Origin of the sequence: Actinophytocola sp. (genome assembly GCF_050699915.1) — a bacterium.
Lineage (GTDB): Bacteria > Actinomycetota > Actinomycetes > Mycobacteriales > Pseudonocardiaceae > Actinophytocola.
In genome coordinates, this window is sequence record NZ_JBOHGA010000050.1 from 13816 (window position 1) to 33627 (window position 19812).

20 protein-coding genes are annotated in these 19812 nt (G+C 69.5%); 4 read left to right on the forward strand and 16 right to left on the reverse strand.

Annotated features, from left to right (window positions below; translation table 11 throughout):
• Positions 1–3: 3 nt before the first annotated feature.
• From ACRDSK_RS12035 to ACRDSK_RS12045, 3 genes are all read right to left on the reverse strand, one after another.
• Positions 4–291: a hypothetical protein gene (locus ACRDSK_RS12035; protein WP_431440429.1), complete on the reverse strand. Its 288-nt coding sequence runs from the start codon at positions 289–291 to the stop codon at positions 4–6.
• Between the two features lie 77 nt (positions 292–368).
• Entirely contained in the window at positions 369–797 is a 429-nt protein-coding gene (locus tag ACRDSK_RS12040; protein ID WP_431440431.1) for an ATP-binding cassette domain-containing protein, read from the reverse strand.
• A complete protein-coding gene (locus tag ACRDSK_RS12045) occupies positions 794–1654 on the reverse strand; it encodes a hypothetical protein (protein ID WP_431440432.1) in 861 nt (286 codons plus the stop codon). The genes ACRDSK_RS12040 and ACRDSK_RS12045 overlap by 4 nt, the downstream gene beginning before the upstream one ends.
• Before the next feature lie 306 nt (positions 1655–1960).
• Between ACRDSK_RS12045 and ACRDSK_RS12050 the strand changes: the two genes are divergently transcribed.
• Positions 1961–2800, forward strand: a complete 840-nt coding sequence (locus tag ACRDSK_RS12050; protein ID WP_431440434.1) for a hypothetical protein — start codon at positions 1961–1963, stop codon at positions 2798–2800.
• Between the two features lie 104 nt (positions 2801–2904).
• Positions 2905–3558 carry an AMIN-like domain-containing (lipo)protein gene (locus ACRDSK_RS12055; protein ID WP_431440436.1) on the forward strand — a complete coding sequence of 218 codons (654 nt, stop codon included), beginning with the start codon at positions 2905–2907 and terminating at the stop codon, positions 3556–3558.
• Between the two features lie 41 nt (positions 3559–3599).
• Here the strand turns inward: ACRDSK_RS12055 and ACRDSK_RS12060 are convergent, their stop codons facing one another.
• The 12 genes from ACRDSK_RS12060 to ACRDSK_RS12115 all read right to left on the reverse strand — a co-directional run bounded on the left by ACRDSK_RS12060 (position 3600) and on the right by ACRDSK_RS12115 (position 16114).
• The gene (locus ACRDSK_RS12060; RefSeq protein WP_431440437.1) at positions 3600–4763 is read right to left on the reverse strand and encodes a S1 family peptidase; all 1164 of its coding nucleotides are present in this window, start codon (positions 4761–4763) and stop codon (positions 3600–3602) included.
• A 198-nt stretch (positions 4764–4961) separates the two neighbouring features.
• Complete coding sequence (locus ACRDSK_RS12065) at positions 4962–5180, reverse strand: hypothetical protein (RefSeq protein WP_431440438.1); 219 nt, start codon at positions 5178–5180, stop codon at positions 4962–4964.
• Positions 5181–5307: 127 nt separating this feature from the next.
• Positions 5308–6567, reverse strand: coding sequence for an Nramp family divalent metal transporter (locus tag ACRDSK_RS12070; RefSeq protein WP_431440440.1), 1260 nt, complete (start codon positions 6565–6567; stop codon positions 5308–5310).
• A 51-nt stretch (positions 6568–6618) separates the two neighbouring features.
• Positions 6619–8310, reverse strand: a complete 1692-nt coding sequence (groL, locus tag ACRDSK_RS12075; RefSeq protein WP_431440441.1) for a chaperonin GroEL — start codon at positions 8308–8310, stop codon at positions 6619–6621.
• A gap of 17 nt (positions 8311–8327) precedes the next feature.
• A complete protein-coding gene (locus tag ACRDSK_RS12080; RefSeq protein WP_431440443.1) occupies positions 8328–9353 on the reverse strand; it encodes an NAD(P)-dependent alcohol dehydrogenase in 1026 nt (341 codons plus the stop codon).
• 19 nt (positions 9354–9372) lie between these two features.
• Complete coding sequence (locus ACRDSK_RS12085) at positions 9373–10140, reverse strand: iron-sulfur cluster assembly protein (RefSeq protein ID WP_431440444.1); 768 nt, start codon at positions 10138–10140, stop codon at positions 9373–9375.
• Positions 10137–11174, reverse strand: a complete 1038-nt coding sequence (locus ACRDSK_RS12090) for an amidohydrolase family protein (protein WP_431440445.1) — start codon at positions 11172–11174, stop codon at positions 10137–10139. The genes ACRDSK_RS12085 and ACRDSK_RS12090 overlap by 4 nt, the downstream gene beginning before the upstream one ends.
• A 116-nt stretch (positions 11175–11290) precedes the next feature.
• Positions 11291–11671 (reverse strand): propane 2-monooxygenase effector subunit MimD, encoded by a 381-nt coding sequence (gene mimD, locus ACRDSK_RS12095; RefSeq protein ID WP_431440446.1) that lies wholly within the window; start codon positions 11669–11671, stop codon positions 11291–11293.
• A complete protein-coding gene (locus ACRDSK_RS12100; RefSeq protein ID WP_431440448.1) occupies positions 11668–12849 on the reverse strand; it encodes a toluene hydroxylase in 1182 nt (393 codons plus the stop codon). Before ACRDSK_RS12100 ends, mimD begins: the two co-directional genes overlap by 4 nt.
• A gap of 49 nt (positions 12850–12898) precedes the next feature.
• Entirely contained in the window at positions 12899–13948 is a 1050-nt protein-coding gene (locus ACRDSK_RS12105; RefSeq protein WP_431440449.1) for an NADH:ubiquinone reductase (Na(+)-transporting) subunit F, read from the reverse strand.
• 110 nt (positions 13949–14058) lie between these two features.
• A complete protein-coding gene (locus ACRDSK_RS12110; protein ID WP_431440451.1) occupies positions 14059–15711 on the reverse strand; it encodes a methane monooxygenase in 1653 nt (550 codons plus the stop codon).
• Between the two features lie 148 nt (positions 15712–15859).
• Entirely contained in the window at positions 15860–16114 is a 255-nt protein-coding gene (locus tag ACRDSK_RS12115; protein ID WP_431440453.1) for a hypothetical protein, read from the reverse strand.
• A gap of 137 nt (positions 16115–16251) precedes the next feature.
• On the opposite strand from ACRDSK_RS12115, the gene ACRDSK_RS12120 reads away from it, so the two are divergent.
• Both ACRDSK_RS12120 and ACRDSK_RS12125 read left to right on the forward strand, forming a co-directional pair.
• Entirely contained in the window at positions 16252–18081 is a 1830-nt protein-coding gene (locus ACRDSK_RS12120) for a sigma-54-dependent Fis family transcriptional regulator (RefSeq protein ID WP_431440455.1), read from the forward strand.
• Between the two features lie 119 nt (positions 18082–18200).
• Positions 18201–19229, forward strand: coding sequence for a Glu/Leu/Phe/Val dehydrogenase dimerization domain-containing protein (locus tag ACRDSK_RS12125; RefSeq protein WP_431440457.1), 1029 nt, complete (start codon positions 18201–18203; stop codon positions 19227–19229).
• 13 nt (positions 19230–19242) lie between these two features.
• On the opposite strand, the gene ACRDSK_RS12130 is transcribed toward ACRDSK_RS12125, so the two are convergent.
• The coding region (locus ACRDSK_RS12130) for a LuxR C-terminal-related transcriptional regulator (protein WP_431440458.1) at positions 19243–19812 on the reverse strand (570 nt) is incomplete at its 5' end.

A 19812-nucleotide genomic window follows, 5' to 3' on the forward strand; every position in this document is an offset into this window, starting at 1 on the left:
GTGCTACGGCTTGTAAGGGTCGACCGCCTCGCCCGCCGTCTCGGTCGTCTCGGCGATCGTGCCGCTGACGGTGTCCGTGACGCCGCCGACCGAGTCCGTGGCCGTCGTACCCAGGTCCTGGGCGGCGTCGGTGGCGTTCGTGCCCAGGTCCTGGGCGGCGTCGGTGGCGGATCCGGTCAGGTCCTCGACGGCCTGGCCGCCGGGGAGGTTGTCGGCGAGACCGGAGACCTGCTCGGAAGCGCCGCCCAGCAACTCGGTGGCCTTCTCGCGGATGGAGTCGAACAGACCCATGTCGGCAACCTCTCGTTGAACGAATGAAACCCGAACTTGGACATTACCGTTAATTCGGTCACCGTGCGGACGCGGGTTCAAACGGGGCGTAATCGGCTGCGGTACAGCAGCCACACGAAGTAGGGCGCGCCGATGATCGCAGACTCGCTGCGCCTGCCCGCCGGACAGGGCCTGCACCGGCCGCTCGCGAACGCGGCGAGGCCGGTGAGCGCCATCGCGCGGTCGACGGCCGCGGGACCCTCGGGGTCGCGGCCGCCCCAGCGGGAGCGGTGTGGGTGGTGGCCGAACTCGACCGGTTCGCGGACCGACAGCCCGCCGGGCGTCGTCCGGTGCTGGCCCAGCAAGGTGATCCGCCGCGCGAGGTCGCGGCTGGACAGCGTGCGCAGATCGGCGCCGTCGGCGACGGTGACCTCGCCCGCGATCGGCGGGTGCAGCCGGGCGATCGCTCGCAACAGCGTGGACTTGCCGCTCCCGTTGGGCCCGATGAGCGAATATGTGCAGTTCATGACCTTCGCGGGCCGTACAGCGGTCGGGAGATCGTCACGGCGATGACGAGGTACACCGCCGCCACGGCGACGAAGACGATCGTCTGACCGTTCGAGGCGTGCGGGTCGTGCTTGACGACCATCAGCACGGCCATGACCGCGGCGGCGGGCAGGACGAGGGCGAACCAGGCGACGATCGCGTACAGGGCGGGCCGTGCCGACGCCTTGCCGCGCAGCAGCGCGATGCCGACGGCCGCGGTGCCGGGGACCACGATGCCGAGGTCGAGCATGAAGATCGACCAGAAGAAGCCGGGGGCGTCGGTGTACTCGGCGGGCAGCGGGCCACCGCCCTTGATCCCGCCGATGAGCGCCGGGATGTAGCGAGAGAGCACGAACGCCGCGAGGACCAAGAGCAGCGCGCCCAGGGCCCGCCGGCGCGCCGTCAGCGGCGGCATCCGGTCGGGGTCGGCGGATCGCCACGCCAGCGCGGTAGCCGCGAACCCGAGCCCGAACAGCGCGATGTGGACCAGCGGCGCCACGGCGTAACCGTCGCGGCCGGGGCCGACGACGTACGGCACGAACATGAAGGCGCAGTAGCCGCCCACCGCGAAGCCCAGCGCCGGGGCGGCGCGGTGACCGCGCAGCGCGCCGACGCCGGCGATGGTCGCGAGCGGCGCGACGAGCAGTGCGGACACCAGTTCCAGGCCGGTCAGCTGGTTGCCCATCGTCTCCGTCACCGGAAGGGCGAGGAGGCCGGCGCCGAGCGGTCCGAGCGCGGTGTTGAGCACCAGCACCTCGGCGAGCACCAGCAGCGTGATGCCGAGCGCGCTCGACGGCCGCCTTTCCGTAGTGATGGCGGGACCGTCGGTGACATCCATCGTGCCTCGCAAGCGTCAGGGGTCGGTCGAGTCGACTTTGGACCGGGCGCCGGTGTTCTACCACTCTCGCGGTGACCAGTGGTAGTCGGCCAAGTGCCGGCGGGCAATGTCGGCCGCTCGGGTCAACCTGCTGCTCGGTGCGCCGTCTTCACATCACACATTGGTGCGACGGCGGCCACGCCGCCAGAAACGGGGAGTGTCATGTTCGGCAACAGATTCAGAAAATTGGCAATGGGGATCGTGGGTGCGTTATTGGTACCGCTCGCGCTACCGGCTGCTGCGACGGCGGCGCCGACATCGTGGCGGATGCTCGATCTCGGCACCGGCGACAACAGCGTCGCGTGGGCGATCAACGACCGCGGTCACGTGGTCGGCACCCGCGGCGACGGCGGGGCGTTCCTGTGGCGGGACGGCCGGACCACCGACCTCGGCGTGTTCATGCCGACCGACGTCAACAACCTGGGCGAGGTCGTGGGCTACCAGTGGGACGACGAGATGGGCGGCACCAAGGCGGTGCTCTGGCGCAAGGGCCGCCTGGTCGAGCTCCGGACGCCCGCGGGCACTGGTCAGGGCTACGCCTCGGCCATCAACGACCGGAGCCTCATCGTCGGCTGGAGCGCGGCCGACGCGGATGGGTTGCTGCGAGCGGTCACCTGGCGCCGCGGCGTGCCGGCCATGCTCGACGGCAGCAACAGCCTGGCGTGGGACGTCAACGACCGCGGTCAGATCGTGGGTGCCTCCGGCGATAACGCGGTCCGGTGGTGGCACGGTGACCGGACGGTGCTGACGACGCAGACGACCCAGGCCACGGCCGTCAACCGACACGGCACGGTCGCCGGCCTGCACTGGGACTCGTTCAGCACCGGGGGCTTCGTGTGGCAACGCGGCAGTTTCGTCGGGATCGCGCCGCCGTCCGGCGAGGTCGACTTCACCTTCATCCAGCCGATGGGGATCAACGGCCGCGCCCAGGTCGTGGGCAACAGCAATGACGGTGCCTTCGTCTGGGAACGGGGCCGGACGACCTACCTGCCCGGCCTGACCCGCGCCACTGTCGCGAGCGACATCAACGAACGTGGCGTGATCGCCGGCTCCAACCCCACCACGACGGACGGCCTGGTACCGCACGCGGTGATCTGGCGTCGATGAGACCAGTCGGGCAGCCGTCCCAAAAGGACGACTGCCCGGCGAGTCAACCTCCCGCCTTGCCCGGCGTCCTTACCAGCGAGAGATGTTCGGGGAAGGAAAAGCTGATGCGACGGTTCACGATCGTGGCGGCGGTGTGCGTCGCCACGGCCGCCTTGGTCACGGCCTGCGACTCCGATGCGGGGACGGCGAGCGGGGCGCCGACGTCCTCGGGCCGAAGCACATCCGGTCAGTCCACTTCGGACGTCGCGGATCCGTCGCCCGTCGACTGTGCGGAGACCCGAGAGTGGGCCACGAAGGACACGCGGGCGGACTCCATGTCCACCGACGAGCTCTACCACGTGCGAGCCGGTCGGCACGACTGCTACGACCGTCTGGTGCTGGACATCAACGGACCGGCCGAGGTCGGGTTCCTGGTCGGCTACGTCCCAGAAGTCACCACGGACGGCGCCGGCAAACCGGTCCCGGTCGACGGCGACGCGGCGCTGCAGGTCATCGTGCGCGCGTCGGCACAGGGTTACGACAGCGGCGGGCACCAGCCGGGCCGGCAGCTCGGCGAGATCGGCCATTACTTCTACAGCCCCGAACAGCTCGCCGGCTGGTCCAGTCTGCGCGCGGTGCGGTTCGCCGGCTCGTTCGAAGGCCAGAGCACCCTCGCCGTGGGTGTCCGGGAGAAGCTGCCCTTCCGCGCGTTCACCCAACTCGACGAGGCCGACCAGGTGCGCAAGCTCGTCGTCGACATCGCCCACGACCAGCCGTGAGCCTGGCGGCTCCGGTCGGGCCGGAGCCGCCAGGACGGTGTTCAGCTGCTGGTGAGGAGCGTCAGGCCGTAGGCCGACAGGATCGGGTTGACCTCCTGGTAGTACGTGGTGCCACCGGAGGAGCAGTTGCCCGAGCCACCGGAGGTGACGCCCTGCGCCTGGTTCGCGCTGAGCCACGAGCCGCCCGAGTCGCCGGGCTCGGCGCAGACGTTCGTGCGGGTCAGGTTGTAGACGGTGCCCTGCGGGTAGTTGACCGTCCAGCCGCGGTCGAGCAGCGTGCCGCACCACATGCCCGTCGTGGAGCCGGAGCGGCAGATGCCCGAGCCGGCCGGGACCTGTGCCGAGCCGTAGACGTAGTACCAGTAGCCGTCGTAGCCCTCCATGTAGCCCCAGAGGGTCACGCCCGCGTTGGTGCTGATGAACGAGTAGTCGTTGCCGGGGAAGGTGGATCCGGCGAACGAGCCCAGCACGGCGCCGTTGCTGTCGCTCGCCGTGGTGCCCGGGGTGCCGCAGTGGCCGGCGCTGACGAACCCGCCGTGGACGGCGAAGCCGATCGAGCAGCGTCCGGAGAAGTTCATCCAGTACGGCCAGCCGCCGACGACATCGGCGTAGGTCTGCGGGGAGTGCGTCTCCTCGACCACCCGGACGGACGTGTGCATGCCCTCGACCGACGACAGGAACGCCTCGGCAGCCGCGTCGAGCTTGTGCCGGTTCACGGCCACGGTGACGCTGTTGGTCTTGTCGTCGACGTGCCAGCCGTTGATCGCCCGCGGCGCCGCCTTGCCGGCGAACCGGTCGATCCGGGTCTTGACCGCGTCGAGCTCGGCGCGGCTGTGCGAGACGACCCGGGCGGTGACGCCGTCGCTCACGCGCGCGGCCTTCGCCCGGTCCGTCGTCTGCGTGACCAGCGTGCCCGACTTCGGGTCGAACCAGCTGCCCGCGTAGCTGTCGCCGAGCGCCGCGCGGGTGGCCCGCTCGACGGCCCGCGCGGTCTCCTCCTGGGCCAGCCGGGTCGTCACCTGGTCGGCCGACAGGCCGAGGTCGCGTTGCAGCGCCTCGGACATCGCCTGGGTGACCTTCGGCGCCGACGTGGCGGACGTCGGCGCGAGGTCGGCGGTTGCGGCGGCCGGGGTGATGAAGGCGGCGCTGAGTCCCGCCGCCAGTAAGGCGGTGGCGCAGGCGCGCGCCACTGAGGTGCGTCTCATGATTGTGTATTCCTTCGGTTCGCGATGCAGGGAAAGGGGAACCGCGACTCTGCTGGGTCGGATAATTTCCCAGTGAGTCGACAAGAGGTTACTCAGCGCCAGTCACGGCCACCTACCGCCGGACGTGTGGCGAGCATTCCGCGATTCACACCCGAATGGCCGCGTAACATTTCCCGGCGAATTCCGAGAATGGCGAGCTCAGAGCAGGAGCAGGCCGAGCACCCCGGCGAGCAGGAGGCAGGCGCTGACGCCGAGCGTGGCGGTGAGGTGGTCGCGCCACCACTGGACGCGCGCGAACAGCGCGCTGGGCAACAGATCGACGTGGAACGACTTCAGCGCGAGGTGGTAGCACGTCATCGACGCCGCGCCGGGCACGACCAGCGCGATGGCGATCTCGCGTGCGGTGGTCAGGTCCATAGTGGCCTCGTGCCGAACTGTACGCCCGGTCGCGGGACGGGCGCCGCGACTCGCCCCGCCCGCGACCGGGCCAACCGCTGCCGGACGGTCGCCGGCGTCGGTCGTGTGGACACGCGGCGCGCGCTCATCACCCGAACGTTCCCACGATGAGGAACGTGTTGAGGCCGATGATCAACGCCGCGCAGCACGCCGCGGTGGTGGTGGTCACCCGGCGGTTCACGAATACGCCCATCAGGTCCTTGCGTCGGGTCAGCAGTAGCAACGGCACCAGGGCGAAGGGGATGCCGAACGACAGGGTCACCTGCGAGATGACCAGAACCTGGGTGGCGGGCAGCTCCAGGGCGAGCACGACCAGTGCGGGCAGCATCGTGATCCCGCGACGGAGCAGCAGCGGGACTCGTCGGCGGATGAAGCCCTGCATCACGACTTGCCCGGCGTAGGTGCCGACGCTGGAGGAGGACAGTCCGGACGCCAGCAGTGCCGCGGCGAAGGCGAGCGCGGCGCCACCGCCCACGACCCGACCCAGCTCGGAATGGGTGAACTCGATCGGGTCCGCGCTGCCGACGCCACCGCTGTCGTGCAGCAGCGACGCGGCCAGGATCAGGATCATCAGGTTGGTCACGCCGGCGGCGCCGAGCGCGATCGCGACGTCGATGCGCTGCGAGCGCAGCACCCGCCGCCGCGACGGCTCGTCGTGCCAGCGGGCCCGGTTCTTCGTCAGCGCCGAGTGCAGGTAGATCACGTGCGGCATCACCGTCGCGCCGATGATCCCGACGGCGAGCAGCACGCTGTCGGTGCCGGCGAAGCTCGGGACGAGGCCCGCCGCGACGGCCGTGCTGTCCGCACCGACCCAGATCACGTTGTAGGCGAAGCCGAGGAACACGATGCCGAACAGCCCGGCGATCGCGAGCTCGAAGCGCCGGTAGCCACGCTGCTCCAGGGCCAGCAGGCCGAACGCGATCACACCCGTGATCAACCCGGCCACGGCCATCGGCACCCCGAACAGGAGGTTGAGCCCGATCGCCGCGCCGACGAACTCGGCGAGGTCGGTGGCCATGGCGACCAGCTCGGCCTGGATCCACAGTCCGATCGCGACCGGCCGGGACATGTACTCGCGGCACAGCTCCGGCAGGTCCCGGCCGGTGGCCAGGCCGAGCTTCGCCGACAGGTACTGCACCAGGATCGCCATCGCGTTGGCCGCCACGATGACCCAGACGAGCGTGTAGCCGAACTGGGCGCCCGCCGTGAGGTTGGTGGCGAAGTTGCCCGGATCGATGTAGGCGATGCTCGCCACGATCGCGGGGCCGTACACCACCATCCCCGTCCGGCGCTTCTTGGGCGCCGGACGGAGGAAGGTCACGTCGTCGACCGGATTGCGCTTGAGCACCGCCGTGACCTCCCGCGTCCGTACCTCGTCTGTTCCTGTCGCGGTACGGGGTCAGCCGACCGACGGCCCGAGACCCAGCGACTGCGGCGTGCTGGAGTCCGGCGACGGCTGGTGCAGGCCCTCGTCGAGCGGACCGAACTCGGTCATCAGCGCGGGGCTGCCGCCCCACGGGGTCTGCTCCTCGGCGATCAGCGAGTTCGTCGTCAGCAGCAGGCCCGCGACCGAGGCGCCGTTCTGCAAGGCGGAGCGGCAGACCCGCAGCGGGTCGATGATCCCGGACTCGACGAGGTTCACGTAGCGCCCGTGCAGCGCGTCGAACCCCTCGTCGGGACCGAGCTCGCGGCTCTTCGCGAGCACCTCCGCCGCTGGGTAGCCCGCGTTGCTGGCGATCAGCCATGCCGGCTCGGACAGAGCCGCGCGGACGATGGCCGCACCGATCTCGTCGTCGCCGGTGAGCTCGAGCCCGCTCAGCACGTGCTCGGCGTGCAGCAGCGCGGCGCCGCCGCCCGCCACGATGCCCTCCGCGATCGCCGCCCGGGTGGCCGACAGCGCGTCCTCGACCCGGTGCTGCAGCTCCTTGAGCTCGGACGGCGTCGCCGCGCCGACCTTGATCACCGCGACCTTGCCGGTCAGCGCGCCGATCCGCTCGGTCAGCACCTCTTCGTCCACACCGAACTGTGCGCGCTCGCGCTCCGCACGCAGCTGGTTGACCCGGAACTCGACGTCCCGGGCGGACCCCGCGCCGCCGACGATCGTCGTCATGTTCTCGGTGACCCGTACCTGCTTGGCCCGGCCGAGGTGCTGTGTGGTCATCGACTCCAGCGAGAACGAGGAGTGTTTGCTCAGCACCGCACCGCCGACGACCGAGGCCAGGTCCTCGAGCTTGTGCAGCCTGCGGTCGCCGAACCCGGGCGCGCGCACGGCGACGGACTGGAACGCGCCGTTGACGTGGTTGTGCACGAGCATGGACAGCGCCGTGCCCTCGACGCTCTCCGCGATGAGCACGAGCGGCCGCGGGTCTCGCATGATCTTGTCCAGGATCGGCATCAGCTCCTGGACCCTGGTGACCTTCTCGCTGCACATCAGGATGTACGGGTCGTCGAGCACCGCCTCGAGCCGGCCCGGGTCGGTGACCAGGTACGGCGAAAGGTAGCCGTTGTCGAACTCGAAGCCCTCCACGAAGTCGACCGACATGCCGATGGACGGCGCCTCCTCGACGGTGACGACGCCGGTGTCGCCGACCGTGTGCAGCGCCCGGCCGATGGCGGCGCCGACGTGGTCGTCGTCGTTGGCCGAGATCGCGGCCACCCGCGAGTAGTCCTGTTCGGACGCCACCGGATGGGCGACCTTCTCCAGGTGGTCGACCAGCAGGGCGACCGCCTTGTCGATGCCGCGCTTGATCAGCACCGGGTTGCCGCCGCCGGCGATGGCCTTCATGCCCTCGCGGACGATCGCCTGTGCGATGACCGTCGCCGTGGTCGTGCCGTCGCCGACCACGTCGTTGGTCTTGATCGCGGCTTCCTTCACCAGCTGCGCGCCCATGTTCTCGAACTGGTTCTTGAGGTGGATCTCGCGCGCGATGGTCACGCCGTCGTTGGTCACGACCGGCGAACCAGTGATCTTCTCGATGATCACGTTGCGACCCTTGGGGCCGAGCGTTGACTTCACCGCCTCCGCCAGCTTGTCCACTCCGGACAGCAGCAGGTCGCGGGCCTCCGGACCGAAACGCAGTTCCTTCGCCATCGTGTGCTCCTGTCTCGTCAGGGGGTGAGGATCGCCCGGCCTCGGACCTTGCCCGCGTCGAGATCGGCGAGCGCTTCGAGGGCGGCATCCAGCGGGTACTTCTTGGTGTGCAACGTGACCTGGCCGCTCTGTGCCAGCACCATCAGCTCGGCCAGGTCGTTGTAGGTCCCGACCAGGTTGCCGACGATGTTGCGCTCGGTGGAGATGATGTCGATCGTCGGCACGTCGATGTTGCTGCCGTAGCCGATGATGAACTGCGACCCGTTGCGCCGGGTCATGGCGAACGCGTCCTGCTGCGCGCCCTGCTCGGCGACGAAGTCGAGCACGACCTCGGCCCCGTTGCCGCCCGTCAGGTCGAGTACCGCCTCGACGTGCTTTCCGTCGGCCAGGACGGTGTGGTGCGCGCCGAGCTCGGCCGCGAGGTCCAGGGCGGCGGCGTTGCGGTCGACGACGACCACCGTGGTCGCGGTCAGCGCGCGCAGCGACTGGATGCCGATGTGACCGAGCCCGCCGGCGCCGTTCACGACGCAGACCGTGCCCGGGTGCAGCTTCGGCGCCGCCTTGCGCACGGCGTGGTACGCGGTGATGCCGGCGTCCGCCAACGCGGCCACGTCCTCCGGCCTGGTCTCCGGGTCCAGCTTGATGCACGCGCGCGCGGACGTGAGCAGGTACTCGGCCATCCCGCCGTCGGTGTTGATGCCGGGGAAGGTCGAGTTGTCGCAGTGCATGTCGTCGCCGCCGCGGCAGGCCGGGCAGAGCCCGCACGTCGGCGTCGGGTGCAGGATCACGGTGTCCCCGACGTCCACATTGGACACAGCGGAGCCGATCTCGTGCACCCAGCCGGCGTTCTCGTGGCCGATCGTGTACGGCAGGGTGACGCCGGACTTCTCCGCCCACTGCTCCTCGATGATGTGCAGGTCGGTCCGGCAGACCCCGGCGCCGCCGATCTTGACCACGACGTCGAACGGTCCGGTCGCCCGGGGTTCGGGCACCTCCTCGATCACGGGCTGCTTGTGGTACGAGTGCAACCGAACTGCCTTCATGGCTGCTCCGCCTCCTGCCTCATGACTGCTCCTGTCCGTGTATCGCGGTGACACGGGCGGTCTCGGGGTAGCGGGCGCCCAGCATGCCCCGGCACACTCCCGAGTTGGCCTCCTGACTCACCCGGGTGAGCCGGGCGAGCCCCAGATGTCGCTTCAGGCCCGCCGGGTCGGCCGGGTCGATCGCGGCACCGGTGGCCGGGTCGACGATCAGCGGGTCGCGGTCGGTGAACGGCAGGCCGAGCTCGCGCCGGCGGGCCCGCAGCCGTTCGCGGTCCGTGCTCGCCGGCGCCTCGCCCAGGGTGAGCCCCGCCAGGCTCTCCGGGTCGGCGCCGGCCTTGATCGCCGTCCGGCACACCCGGTCGGTGCCGGCGAGCACGGCCTTGCGCACGAAGTCCGCGCGCAGGCCGTCCAGCTCGTCGGCGGCCTCCTCGGCGAACGTGCCGCGGAAGCCCGCCCGGGCCGCCACCCCACGGTTGATCGCGTCGGAGGCGAAGTGGTCGTCCAGCTCCACGACCGTCCGCCGCACCCCGCGAACGGCGGACACCGCGTCGTAGGCGTCCGCCACCATGAGGAACGCGAAGTTCGGCGCGCAGAAGTACGTCGGCAACCGGAGCCGGACGAACACCTCGCTCGTCGGCGTCACCTCGCACCGGGCGACGAAGCCCAGGTCGGTGAGCGGCTCATCCAGCTCCGGATCCAGTACCGTGCCCAGCGCCGACCAGACCGCCGGGAAGATCGCCGTCTCGCTGCCGACGGTTTCCGTGGCGGACCCCGTCGTCGCTGTCACGGCGCCGGCACCCCGACGGCCTCGGACGTCGGCTCCTTGTCCGCCTCCAGCTCACCGGGCACCTTGATGTCGTAGAGGCGCGCCGCGTTCAGGCCGAGGATCTTCTTCTTTTGCGCCACGGTGACCTTGCCGTAGTCGGAGAACTCCTCACCGTCGGGCATCTGCCAGTCGACGAAGCCCTCGACCTGCCAGCGCGGTTCCCAGATCGCGTAGTCCGCGCCGAAGATCAGCTTGTCCTCGCCGAGCCAGAACATCAGCTCGCCCATGACCTTCGCGAAGAACCGCGGGCGGGCGTGCATCAGGCCGCCGACGACCACGGCGAGGCCGGCGTAGACGTTCGGCTCCTGGGTGGCCATGAAGCAGAAGTCCTCGATGCGCGGCAGGCCCACGTGCTCGACGATGAAGTTCAGCTCGGGGAAGTCCGTCGCCGCGTGGTCCACGTCGGACACGTCGAAGGCGTCCTTGTCGAGCGGCCAGATCGTCGGTCCCTTGTGGACGTGGACGTTCTTGACGCCGAGCTCCTGGCACTTCTCGAAGTAGCGCGCCGCCTCGGGGGACTTCAGGCTCCAGCCGCGGGAGTCGCCGCGCCACTCCGCGGTGTAGAGCTTGATGCCCTTGCAGCCGTAGCGCTTCACCCGCTCCTCGAACGCCTTCAGGCCCTCGTCGCCCTCGCGCGGGTCGAAGTTCGAGTTCACGATGAACTTGCCCGGGTGCTTGTCGGCCAGCGCCGCGTTGACCTCGGTCGTGTTGAAGCCGTTGGTGTACCACTGCTTCAGGTTCGTCGGCTGGAAGATCGCGACGTCGACGTGCCCGTCCTCGAACAGGTCGCGCATCATCGTCTCTTCGGAGTACTTCTGGAACTTCTCGATCGGCCAGTGGGTCTCGGCCGGGCCGAGTCCCTGGTAGGCGTGGAAGCACTCGATCCAGCCCTTGGCGTACTGTTCCTGGCCGCGCACCCAGTTGTCCGGGCTGGCGTCCCAGAAGTGGGTGTGGCTGTCGACCACGAAGTAGTTCTCGCCGTCCTTCGTGTACATGTGATCCAACTCCACTGTGTCGCGGGTGATGGGTCCGGGTCGCCGCCGGCGGACGGAGGCTGCCGCCGGCGGCGAACCGGTCGCATCACAGGGGTAATCGGTTTTCTGCGGTGTGGTTACTTGATCGGCTTGAGGTCGAAGTCGAGGTACTCGGCTGCGTCCTCCGGGTTGGCGAACATGATCGTCCGGTCGTCGAGGTGCACCATCCGCCCGTAGTGGGTGGACATGCTCTCCTCGAACTCCGCCGCGTTGAACCAGCCCTCCTCCTCGCCGGCCGCCTCGTCGACCTCGGCGTAGTCGAGGTCCATGCGACCGACCGCGTCGACGCGGATCATCGACGGCAGCGGGGTGATCGTCACGTTGTCCTGGCGCTCCATCACCTGGGCGACGATCGCGCCGACCTGGTTGTTCATCAACGTGAACCCGCACTTGTTGGACGCCGTGTTGTCCTGCTTGAACGGACTCTCGGCTGTCTTGAAGGCCTTGACGGAGGTCACTGGCTCAACTCCTTCGGTGCTTGCAGACCCAGGTCGGACACGATGCCGGCGAACCGGCTCTTCGCGCGGTCGAGACCGTCCTCGAAGCGGGGTGGCCTCGCGTCCGGCTGCGACCACAGCGGCTGCAGCGTGCGGGCGGCCTTGATGCAGCGGGGCACCCAGTCGGACAGCCACTGCTGCAGGATCTTCTTGTTGTGGTCGGCGAACTCCTTGTCGTCGACGAGCAGCCGGAACAGCGGTTTGGTGTAGCGCAGGTCGCGCTCGGCGTAGTCGTACTCCTCGGCGCCGATCAGCGTCGGCGTGACGAAGTCGCCGTTCGCCGGGGCGGCCTGCTGGACCAGGTTGCTGCGGAACATCTCGCCGACCAGCGGCTCGAAGATCACGTTCGCCGCGAAGATCGCCTCGCACCAGTCCCAGATCCCGGTGAGCTCCTCGGCGGTGTCCCGCACGCCCTGCCAGGCCGGGTCGGAGTCCCACGTGGCGAGGTGGGCCGAGCCGTCGAAGCCGTCGATCTCCTCGGTGAGCGTGAGGTTGTACAGCGCGAGGTCCTGCGCAGCGCGGATGCGGTGCATGCTGTTCACCGAGATCGCGTTGTTGTGCATGTTCGTCGGCGCCCGGCGGTTGGCGTTGGCGTACAGGTAAAGGCCGAGTCCGTGGTCCACGTGCATCCACGCGCCGACGTGCTGGGCGACGAACTGCACCCAGTTGGGGTTCCACTGCTCGAACGCCTTGGCCTGGCGGGCGGCCTCGACGTTCTGGTTGAGCTGGCGGACCACGTTGGCGTTGTACCGGTAGAGCGTGAGCTCCCACTCCTCGTTCGGGTCGCGGAACTCGTGCCAGCCGTGTGCCGGCCAGTCGTAGCCCTTGCCACCCGATCCGGGGCCGCGTTCGGGCACGGGCCGATCGCTGCCCCATGCCTTGAGCGCGGTCCACTCGAGCGGGTAGCCGCCCTTGCCGTCGGCGAAGCCGTACAGCCAACCCTGCGACAGGTAGTGCCGCGGGTCCGGCTGGACTTCGACGGTGACGTCCTCGTAGTGACTCTGCTTGCGCTTCTGCGGGCTGAAGTAGTTGAACCTGCGAGCGTTCGAGTCCGGGAACTCCTTGGCGCCGGCTTCGGCGTCGGTGAAGACCGGCTTGGGCACGCTGCGTTCTGTGGCACGTTCGGTGGTGGAGGTCATGGGTACTTCCTTCTCTCGGGCGGATCCCCTTGCGCCAGCCGGCGTCTCGCTAGGGGCCTTCCGGGTCGCCGGTCGTCGTGAACTTGTCGTAGAAGATGCGTTTGTCGGCCACGCCGAGCTCCGGTAGCAGCTCGAGCGCCGCCTCGACCATCGGCGGCGGCCCGCACACATACGCGTCGGCGCCCTGGAGGTCCGCGGCGCGGCTGCGCACCACGTCGGTGATGAGCCCGGTCTCGCCGTCCCAGTCCTCGTCGTCCGCCGGCTCGGAGAGCGCCGGCACGAACCGGAACGACGGCAGCACACCCTCCAGCGCGGTCAGCTCCTTCTCGAAGCAGAGGTCGCGCCGGCGGCGTGCGCCGTAGAAGTAGGTCGCCGGCCGGTCGATGCCGCGCTCGGCCATGGATCGCAGCAGGCACAGCACGGGCGCCATCCCCGCGCCGCCGCCCACGAACACCAGCGGCTTGTTCGGCGCGTCCCGCAGCGTGAACATGCCGAAAGGACCGTTGATCTCCAGCCGGTCGCCCACGGACACCTCGGTGTCGAGGTACTCCGAGAACAGGCCGTCCGGATAGACCCTGATGATGAACTCGAGTCGGTCGGAGTCCGTGCTCGGCGGGTTGGCCATCGAGAACGAGCGGGTCCAGTCCGTGCCCGGGATCGTGAAGTCCACGTACTGGCCCGGGAAGTACCTGAACGTCTTCGGCTCCACGAGCCGCACGACGAGGTGGCGCATGTCGTGCGTGACGTTCTCGTTGGACTCCACCTCGACGACCGCTCGTTGCAGCGGAAGTCCGGAATGGATCATCTCCTCGTCGTAGTTGAGCAGCTCGATGGTGAGGTCCTCGTACGCGTGCGCGCGGCACAGCAACGTGTAGCCTTCGTCCTTTTCGAACTCGGGCAACGCGAAGGTGGAGTACCGGTCGAGCTCGACGTCGTCGCCGTCGAGGATGAACGACTTGCAGGAGGCGCACTGTCCTTCCTTGCAGCCGTGCATGAGCATGATGCCCTGCTCCGCGGCGGCGCGCAGGATCGTCTGGTCCTCCGAGACCTCGATCTCCACGCCTACCGGTTCGAACCGCACCACGTGCTTGTCTGCCATCGCTTCCTCACCCGATCGCCGGTCTGCCTGTCCTCGCGGAGCAGGGTTTGCCGTGGGGAGGACTCCGTTGGCGGGACGGAGTCCTCCCCGGGGCGCCCCCAGGCAGGCGGTCAGGAGGTGGCGGGCGCCGGCCGGCCGGCCGGACCCTGGCGGTTGTAGTCGGCCACGAAGTCGGCGCGCTCGCTGTCGGACATCTGGTTGAGGAGCACGTTCGGGCTCAGCAGCGGCGGACACCGGCGCAGGTGGTCGAGCGTCCACATCTTCGTCGGATCGAGGTTCAGGTGCGGCTGCGCGACCAGCGTCTTGCCGTCGTCACGCACGAAGCCCATGTCCGACACCACGTCCGCCCAGTTCCAGCCGTGGTAGAGCGTCTCCCACTCGCGGGAGCCGATCAGCTGGCCCATGTTCGGCGTGTTGCGGCCTTGGAAGGTCGGCCGGAACGCCTCGGCGTCCGTCCAGCGGCAGGCCTCGTGACAGTACGTCCGCCACTGGCCGTCGACCTGGTCGACGACCATGTCCTCGCGGACCAGGCACGGCACCATGCAGGTCCAGCAGCGGTGTGGGTAGACGTAGTCGACGTTCTCGAGCGCGATCGGGTTGTGCCCGTTCGGGATCGACAGCCGGTTGTAGTTCTCCCACCACTTCCCGTACTTGTCGTACCAGCCCGGGTACTTGTACTCGAACCACTCGAAGTCCGCGTCGGTCATCCCGTCGATCCGCCAGTAGTTGGCGAGCCACCCGGTGGCGAAGAACTGGGCCACCTCGTGCACGTAGCCCTTGTTCCAGATCTGGTTCCAGGCCTCCTCGATGAGGTCGTGCGGGATGACCAGGCCGTACTTCTCCAGCGGTACGAGGTAGCTGCGGTAGTAGTCGTCGTAGATCCACCGCCGCCACATCTCGGCGTAGGACTCGCGGTCCTTGCGGCGGTCCTTGGTGCCGTACTCGATGAAGGTGCCGATCGCGGCGTCGACCACGCGGTGGTTGTTCCACCAGGCGTAGCGCAGGTCGCGCTCGAGCAGCTGGTGGTTGCCCTCGTCGGACAGCGCCATCAGCAGCGTCGCGTACCCGTTGCTGATGTGCCGCGACTCGTCGGACTGCACCGAGTGGAACACCGTCGGCAGCAGGTAGTCGCCGTTGGCGGCGGCCTCGGCCGGCATGGCGACGAACAGTGTGTTGGTGAACGCGGTCTCGGCGACGATCGTCAGGTAGATGCTCGCGGCGGTGATGGCGTCACCGGTGATGAAGCCCTCGGCGAACTGGCGGCCGATGGTGCCGCAGTAGTCGTTCTGGAAGTTGCGCAGGCTCGAGTTGAAGCCCGCCGGGTCGATGTAGTTGTTCATGTACAGGCGCTTGAGGTTCTGCTGAATCGTCGAGTGCCGGACCTCGTCGATCATCTGGATCGCCTGGCCGTTGTGCAGCTCCGGGTTCGGCACCGTGCGGAACAGCAGCGGCATCGCCCGCGCGGCGGAGATCTCGGGCAGCGGGATGATGCTCAGGAACAGCTTCTGCCATTCCAGCCACCGTTCCTGGACCTGCCGGAACATGTTGCCGCGGATCGCGCCGTCCTCCGCGCCGTACACGCGGTGGTCCTTCTCCTCCTGCATCGGGAAGTACGAGCGCAGCACCTGCTTGAGCGGGTCCTTCTTCTTCGCCTTCCGGAACGTGTAGTCGGTTCCGTAGTGGGAGACCGGAGTGTGGTAAACGGGCTCCCAGGAGAGTTCCTGGATTTTCTGGTGGGCCTTGGCGACGCTTTGACGGCTCATGTCTGCTCCTAATCCCGACCGCTCCGTCGGTGCGATTTCACATACCCACGGCCGTTTTTGGTGGATGTCACCAACTGGGCGGCAGGCACACGTCCGATGCGTCGATTACAACGCCTGTGGCGTGTGTCGCGAGTCTCAATATTGGACATCACGCGCCGTGGTGGTCGATCTCCTCGGCCATCTTCGTTCGCAGCTCGGCCAGCTTCTGGCGGGTCTCGGCGCCCACCCGGGCGTCGCCCTCGAAGGTGGGTTCGATGCCCATCGCGTGCAGCAGTCCGGCGGCGTGCTCGCCCGGGTTGCCCGCGGCGCCGAACGTCGGATGCAGGCCCTGTTCGGCGAGGTGGTTGAAGACGAGGTTGACCACGGTCCACGGGTTGTAGGTCTCGGCCGGCTGGTCGTTCATGGCATCCTCCGATCGGAGGTGGGGTGTGTCCTTCCATGAGACGCCCGATGTCGGTGCCGAGATGTCTCAATCTGAGACAACAGGATCTGGCGGAGCCGCTTACGCTGAATGGAGCGCACGCGGCAAGGGAGCTGAAGGTGGCGAACTCGGCGAGCACCCCGGAATCGGTACTGACCCGAACCCCGATCCCGACGGACGACGACGGGTTGGCCGACACCCGGATTCGCTTCCTCACCACCGAGGCGGTCGAGCCCGACGAGGTGCGCAAGTCGATCCTGGCCTCGTGGTGGCGCTCGCGCCGGCTCGACGTGCCCGCCGACCGCATCACCCTGCCCTATGTGGGCAGCCCGGACCTCGACACTCCGTTGATCCACAGTGCCGCGCCGGTGCTGCGCCGGCTCGGCGACCAGCTCGACGGCCAGCCCATCAGCCTCATCCTGACCGACCCGACCGGCGTCGTGCTCCTGCAGTACACGGGCGACCCGGACCTAAACCGGCACCTGGAGCGCGTCGAGCTCGTGCCCGGCTTCAGCTACGGAGAGCAGTTCGTCGGGACCAACGGCATCGGCACGGCGCTGGCCGAGGGTCGGCCGATGCACGTATTCGGCCACGAGCACTACGCGGAGAACCTGGAGAACCTCGCATGCGCCGGGGTGCCCATCCGGCATCCGATCTCCGGCAAGACCGTCGGCGCGATCGACCTGACCTGCTGGCGGGCCGACGCCGGTGGCCTGCTGGTGGCGCTGGCACGCAGTACCGCCGAGCAGATCCGCCAGGCGCTGCTCACCTACAGCGACATGCGCGAGCTGACACTCTTCCGGGCCTACCTGCAGACCTGTCGCCGCACCACGGGCATCGTCATCGCTCTGAACAGCGACGTCGTGATGATGAACGACCGGGCGCGGCAGCTGCTCGACCCGGTGGACCAGACCGTCGTCATCGGCCGGGCCAACCAGCTGCTCACCGAGAGTGGGCGCATGGCCATGGCCACGCTCGCGACGGGTACCAAGGTGCGGCTGCGCTGCCGCCCGGTGACCGACCGGGACACCGGAGACATCGCCGGCGGTGTCATCACGGCCGAGCTGCTCGAGGTCGCGGCGGAGCCCGCGAACATCAGCGGGCCGGTCCTGCCGATGTTCCTGCCGGGCGTGGTCGGCTCCGCGTCGGCGTGGCTGCGGTGCTGCCACCAGGTCGACGCCGGCTACGACCGGGGCGACTGGCTGATCCTGACCGGAGAGTCGGGCGTCGGGAAGCTGACCGTGGCCCGCGGGGTGCACCTGCGCCGCAACTCGCTCGGCCGCATGCACGTGCTCGACGCCGCGACCGCCGATCCGGACCACCTCTGCGACGAGGTCCGCGCGGACCTGATCGACGACCCGGTGGGCACGCTCGTGATCCGGCACGTCGACCGGCTCGAGCCGGAGGTCACCCGCGCGCTGGCCGCGGTGTTCCGCCAGGCCCGGGAGAACAAGCAGGCCGACGGCCCCTGGGTGACCCTGACGATGAGCGCCGACGCGGAGCTGCCGAAGGAGTTCTGGTCGCTGTTCCCGCTCACGGTGGAGGTGCCGCCGCTGCGCCGGCACATCGAGGACCTGAGCGAGATCGTCCCGCTGATGCTGAACCGGCTGTGCCCCGGCGCAGAGCTGACGTGCTCCCCGGCGGCGATGCACCTGCTGACCCGCGGCCGGTGGCCGGGCAACTCGGCGCAGCTGTACGGCGTCCTCAAGCAGGTGACCCAGCACCGCCGCGCCGGCGTGATCCAGCCGGCCGACCTGCCGGCCGAGTACCGCACGGCCTCACGCCGCCCGCTCAACCGCATGGAAGCCGTCGAACGCGACGCGATCGTCCACGGGCTGGAGGACGCACGCGGCAACAAGGTCCAGGCGGCGAAGCTGCTCGGCATGTCCCGGGCGACCATCTACCGCAAGATCCACGACTACGGCATCGTCATCTCGCCCTCACCGTGACCGTCGCCCACTCTGTCCACTGGCTTTGGACGGTCTGACGGCGCCACCACTTCTCCGGGCCTCGTCCGCTGCCTAGCATCTGCTCCGTCGGCGAGGTGTCTGCTCGGCAGGAGGCGGAGATGGTCGGACCGTGGGAGCACGAGGAGGTCGTGACGCGGCTGGGTCCGCGGTCCGGCGTGCCGGTCACCGTGGCGGTCCACTCTCGGCGCCTCGGTCCCGCGGCGGGCGGCATCCGGCTGACGCAGTACCCGACGTGGCAGGACGGCCTGGCCGACGCACTGCGGCTGGCTCGGGGCATGACCTACAAGAACGCGGTCGCCGGGCTGCCGTTCGGCGGTGGGAAGAGCGTGATCGCGGTGCCCTCGACGGTGCCGGTGACCCCGTCGCTGCGTGCCGACGCGCTTGCCGACCTCGGCGAGCTCATCGCGACGTTCGACGGGTCCTACCTCGCCGGCCCGGACATCGGTACCGGGCCGGACGACATGGTGTACCTGAGATCGTTCGCTCGTCACGTTTTCTGCCTCCCGGAGTCCCACGGCGGCACCGGCCCGTCGAGCCTCCCGACGGCGCGCGGCGTGCTGGCCGCCATCCGCGCGGGGCTGACCGCCGTGTTCGGGTCCCCCTCCGTGTCGGGGCGCCGGGTCGTGGTGGTGGGCATGGGCTCGGTGGGCTCGCTGCTGGCGTCGTCCCTGCGGTCGGCCGGCGCGTCGGTGGTGGCGGCGGACCTGATCGAGTCGCGCTGCGCCGGCTACGAGACCGTCCCGGTGGCGGGGGTGTACGAGACGGACGCGGACGTGCTGGTCCCGGCGGCGGTGGGCGGGGTGGTCGGCGCGGGAGTGCGGGCACCGCTGGTGGTGGGCCCGGCGAACAACCAGCTGAGGTCGGACGACGCGGCGGCGGCGCTGCGCGACGCGGGCATCGTGTGGGTCCCGGACTTCGTGGCCGGCGCGGGCGGCGTGATCTACACGCTCACTCGCGAGGCCGAGGGCCTGGACCCCGAGGCGGCCATGGCGAGGGTCGAGGCCATCGCCGGCACGGTCGAGACCGTGCTGGCCAAGGCCGCGGCGAACGGCACCACCACGCTGGCGGAGGCGGTCGCGCTGGCGGACGGCCGGCTGAACGACGCCGCGGGCGGCCGGCGGTCCTAACGCGACGGTGCTGCTATCCCGTGCCGGCGATCCGAGACAGCAGCGTCTGGCGCGTGGTCGTGCCCGTCTTGGCCAGGACGGACTTCACGTGGTCGTTGACCGTGTGTTCGGAGACCACCAGCCGCCGTGCCAGGGCACGGGTGTCGGCACCCGTGACGAGCTCGGCCAGCACCTCCCGTTCCCGGCGGCTGAGGGCGTGGGCCAGCGCGAAGACCTCGAGGCGCTCCACGGGCGTGCTCGCCGCGATGCTGACGGCGATGTCGCCCTCGCTCGCACCGGTCGGCGAGATGCGCGACGCGCGCAGCGTCAGCCAGCGTCCCTGTCCCAAGTGGATCCGGGACCACGGCGGTCCCAACGGCACCCCGTGCTCCTGCGCCACGAGCGCGGCGGCGACGTTGTACGCGGCCGCCGGAATGGCCGGGATGGGCTCGTCCGGCGGGTTGAGCTGGTGCAGCGCCTCGGCGGCCGCCGCCGTCTGGACGCGCACGTGCAGGTCCGGGTCGAGCACGAGCATCGCCGGCCCGCCGACGTCGACCGCCGACGTGTGGGCGACGTAGGTGCGCGCCTGGGCCCGGCGCACGCC

What these genes read in the sequence shown, in the direction of transcription:
- ACRDSK_RS12090 (WP_431440445.1), bottom strand. Translation starts at nt 11,174, where the DNA reads ATGTACACGAAGGACGGCGAGAACTACTTCGTGGTCGACAGCCACACC.
- ACRDSK_RS12100 (WP_431440448.1), bottom strand. Translation starts at nt 12,849, where the DNA reads ATGACCTCCACCACCGAACGTGCCACAGAACGCAGCGTGCCCAAGCCG.
- ACRDSK_RS12125 (WP_431440457.1), top strand. Translation starts at nt 18,201, where the DNA reads ATGGTCGGACCGTGGGAGCACGAGGAGGTCGTGACGCGGCTGGGTCCG.
- ACRDSK_RS12105 (WP_431440449.1), bottom strand. Translation starts at nt 13,948, where the DNA reads ATGGCAGACAAGCACGTGGTGCGGTTCGAACCGGTAGGCGTGGAGATC.
- ACRDSK_RS12035 (WP_431440429.1), bottom strand. Translation starts at nt 291, where the DNA reads ATGGGTCTGTTCGACTCCATCCGCGAGAAGGCCACCGAGTTGCTGGGC.
- ACRDSK_RS12050 (WP_431440434.1), top strand. Translation starts at nt 1,961, where the DNA reads ATGCTCGATCTCGGCACCGGCGACAACAGCGTCGCGTGGGCGATCAAC.
- ACRDSK_RS12055 (WP_431440436.1), top strand. Translation starts at nt 2,905, where the DNA reads ATGCGACGGTTCACGATCGTGGCGGCGGTGTGCGTCGCCACGGCCGCC.
- groL (WP_431440441.1), bottom strand. Translation starts at nt 8,310, where the DNA reads ATGGCGAAGGAACTGCGTTTCGGTCCGGAGGCCCGCGACCTGCTGCTG.
- ACRDSK_RS12060 (WP_431440437.1), bottom strand. Translation starts at nt 4,763, where the DNA reads ATGAGACGCACCTCAGTGGCGCGCGCCTGCGCCACCGCCTTACTGGCG.
- ACRDSK_RS12080 (WP_431440443.1), bottom strand. Translation starts at nt 9,353, where the DNA reads ATGAAGGCAGTTCGGTTGCACTCGTACCACAAGCAGCCCGTGATCGAG.
- ACRDSK_RS12065 (WP_431440438.1), bottom strand. Translation starts at nt 5,180, where the DNA reads ATGGACCTGACCACCGCACGCGAGATCGCCATCGCGCTGGTCGTGCCC.
- ACRDSK_RS12115 (WP_431440453.1), bottom strand. Translation starts at nt 16,114, where the DNA reads ATGAACGACCAGCCGGCCGAGACCTACAACCCGTGGACCGTGGTCAAC.
- ACRDSK_RS12040 (WP_431440431.1), bottom strand. Translation starts at nt 797, where the DNA reads ATGAACTGCACATATTCGCTCATCGGGCCCAACGGGAGCGGCAAGTCC.
- ACRDSK_RS12045 (WP_431440432.1), bottom strand. Translation starts at nt 1,654, where the DNA reads ATGGATGTCACCGACGGTCCCGCCATCACTACGGAAAGGCGGCCGTCG.
- ACRDSK_RS12110 (WP_431440451.1), bottom strand. Translation starts at nt 15,711, where the DNA reads ATGAGCCGTCAAAGCGTCGCCAAGGCCCACCAGAAAATCCAGGAACTC.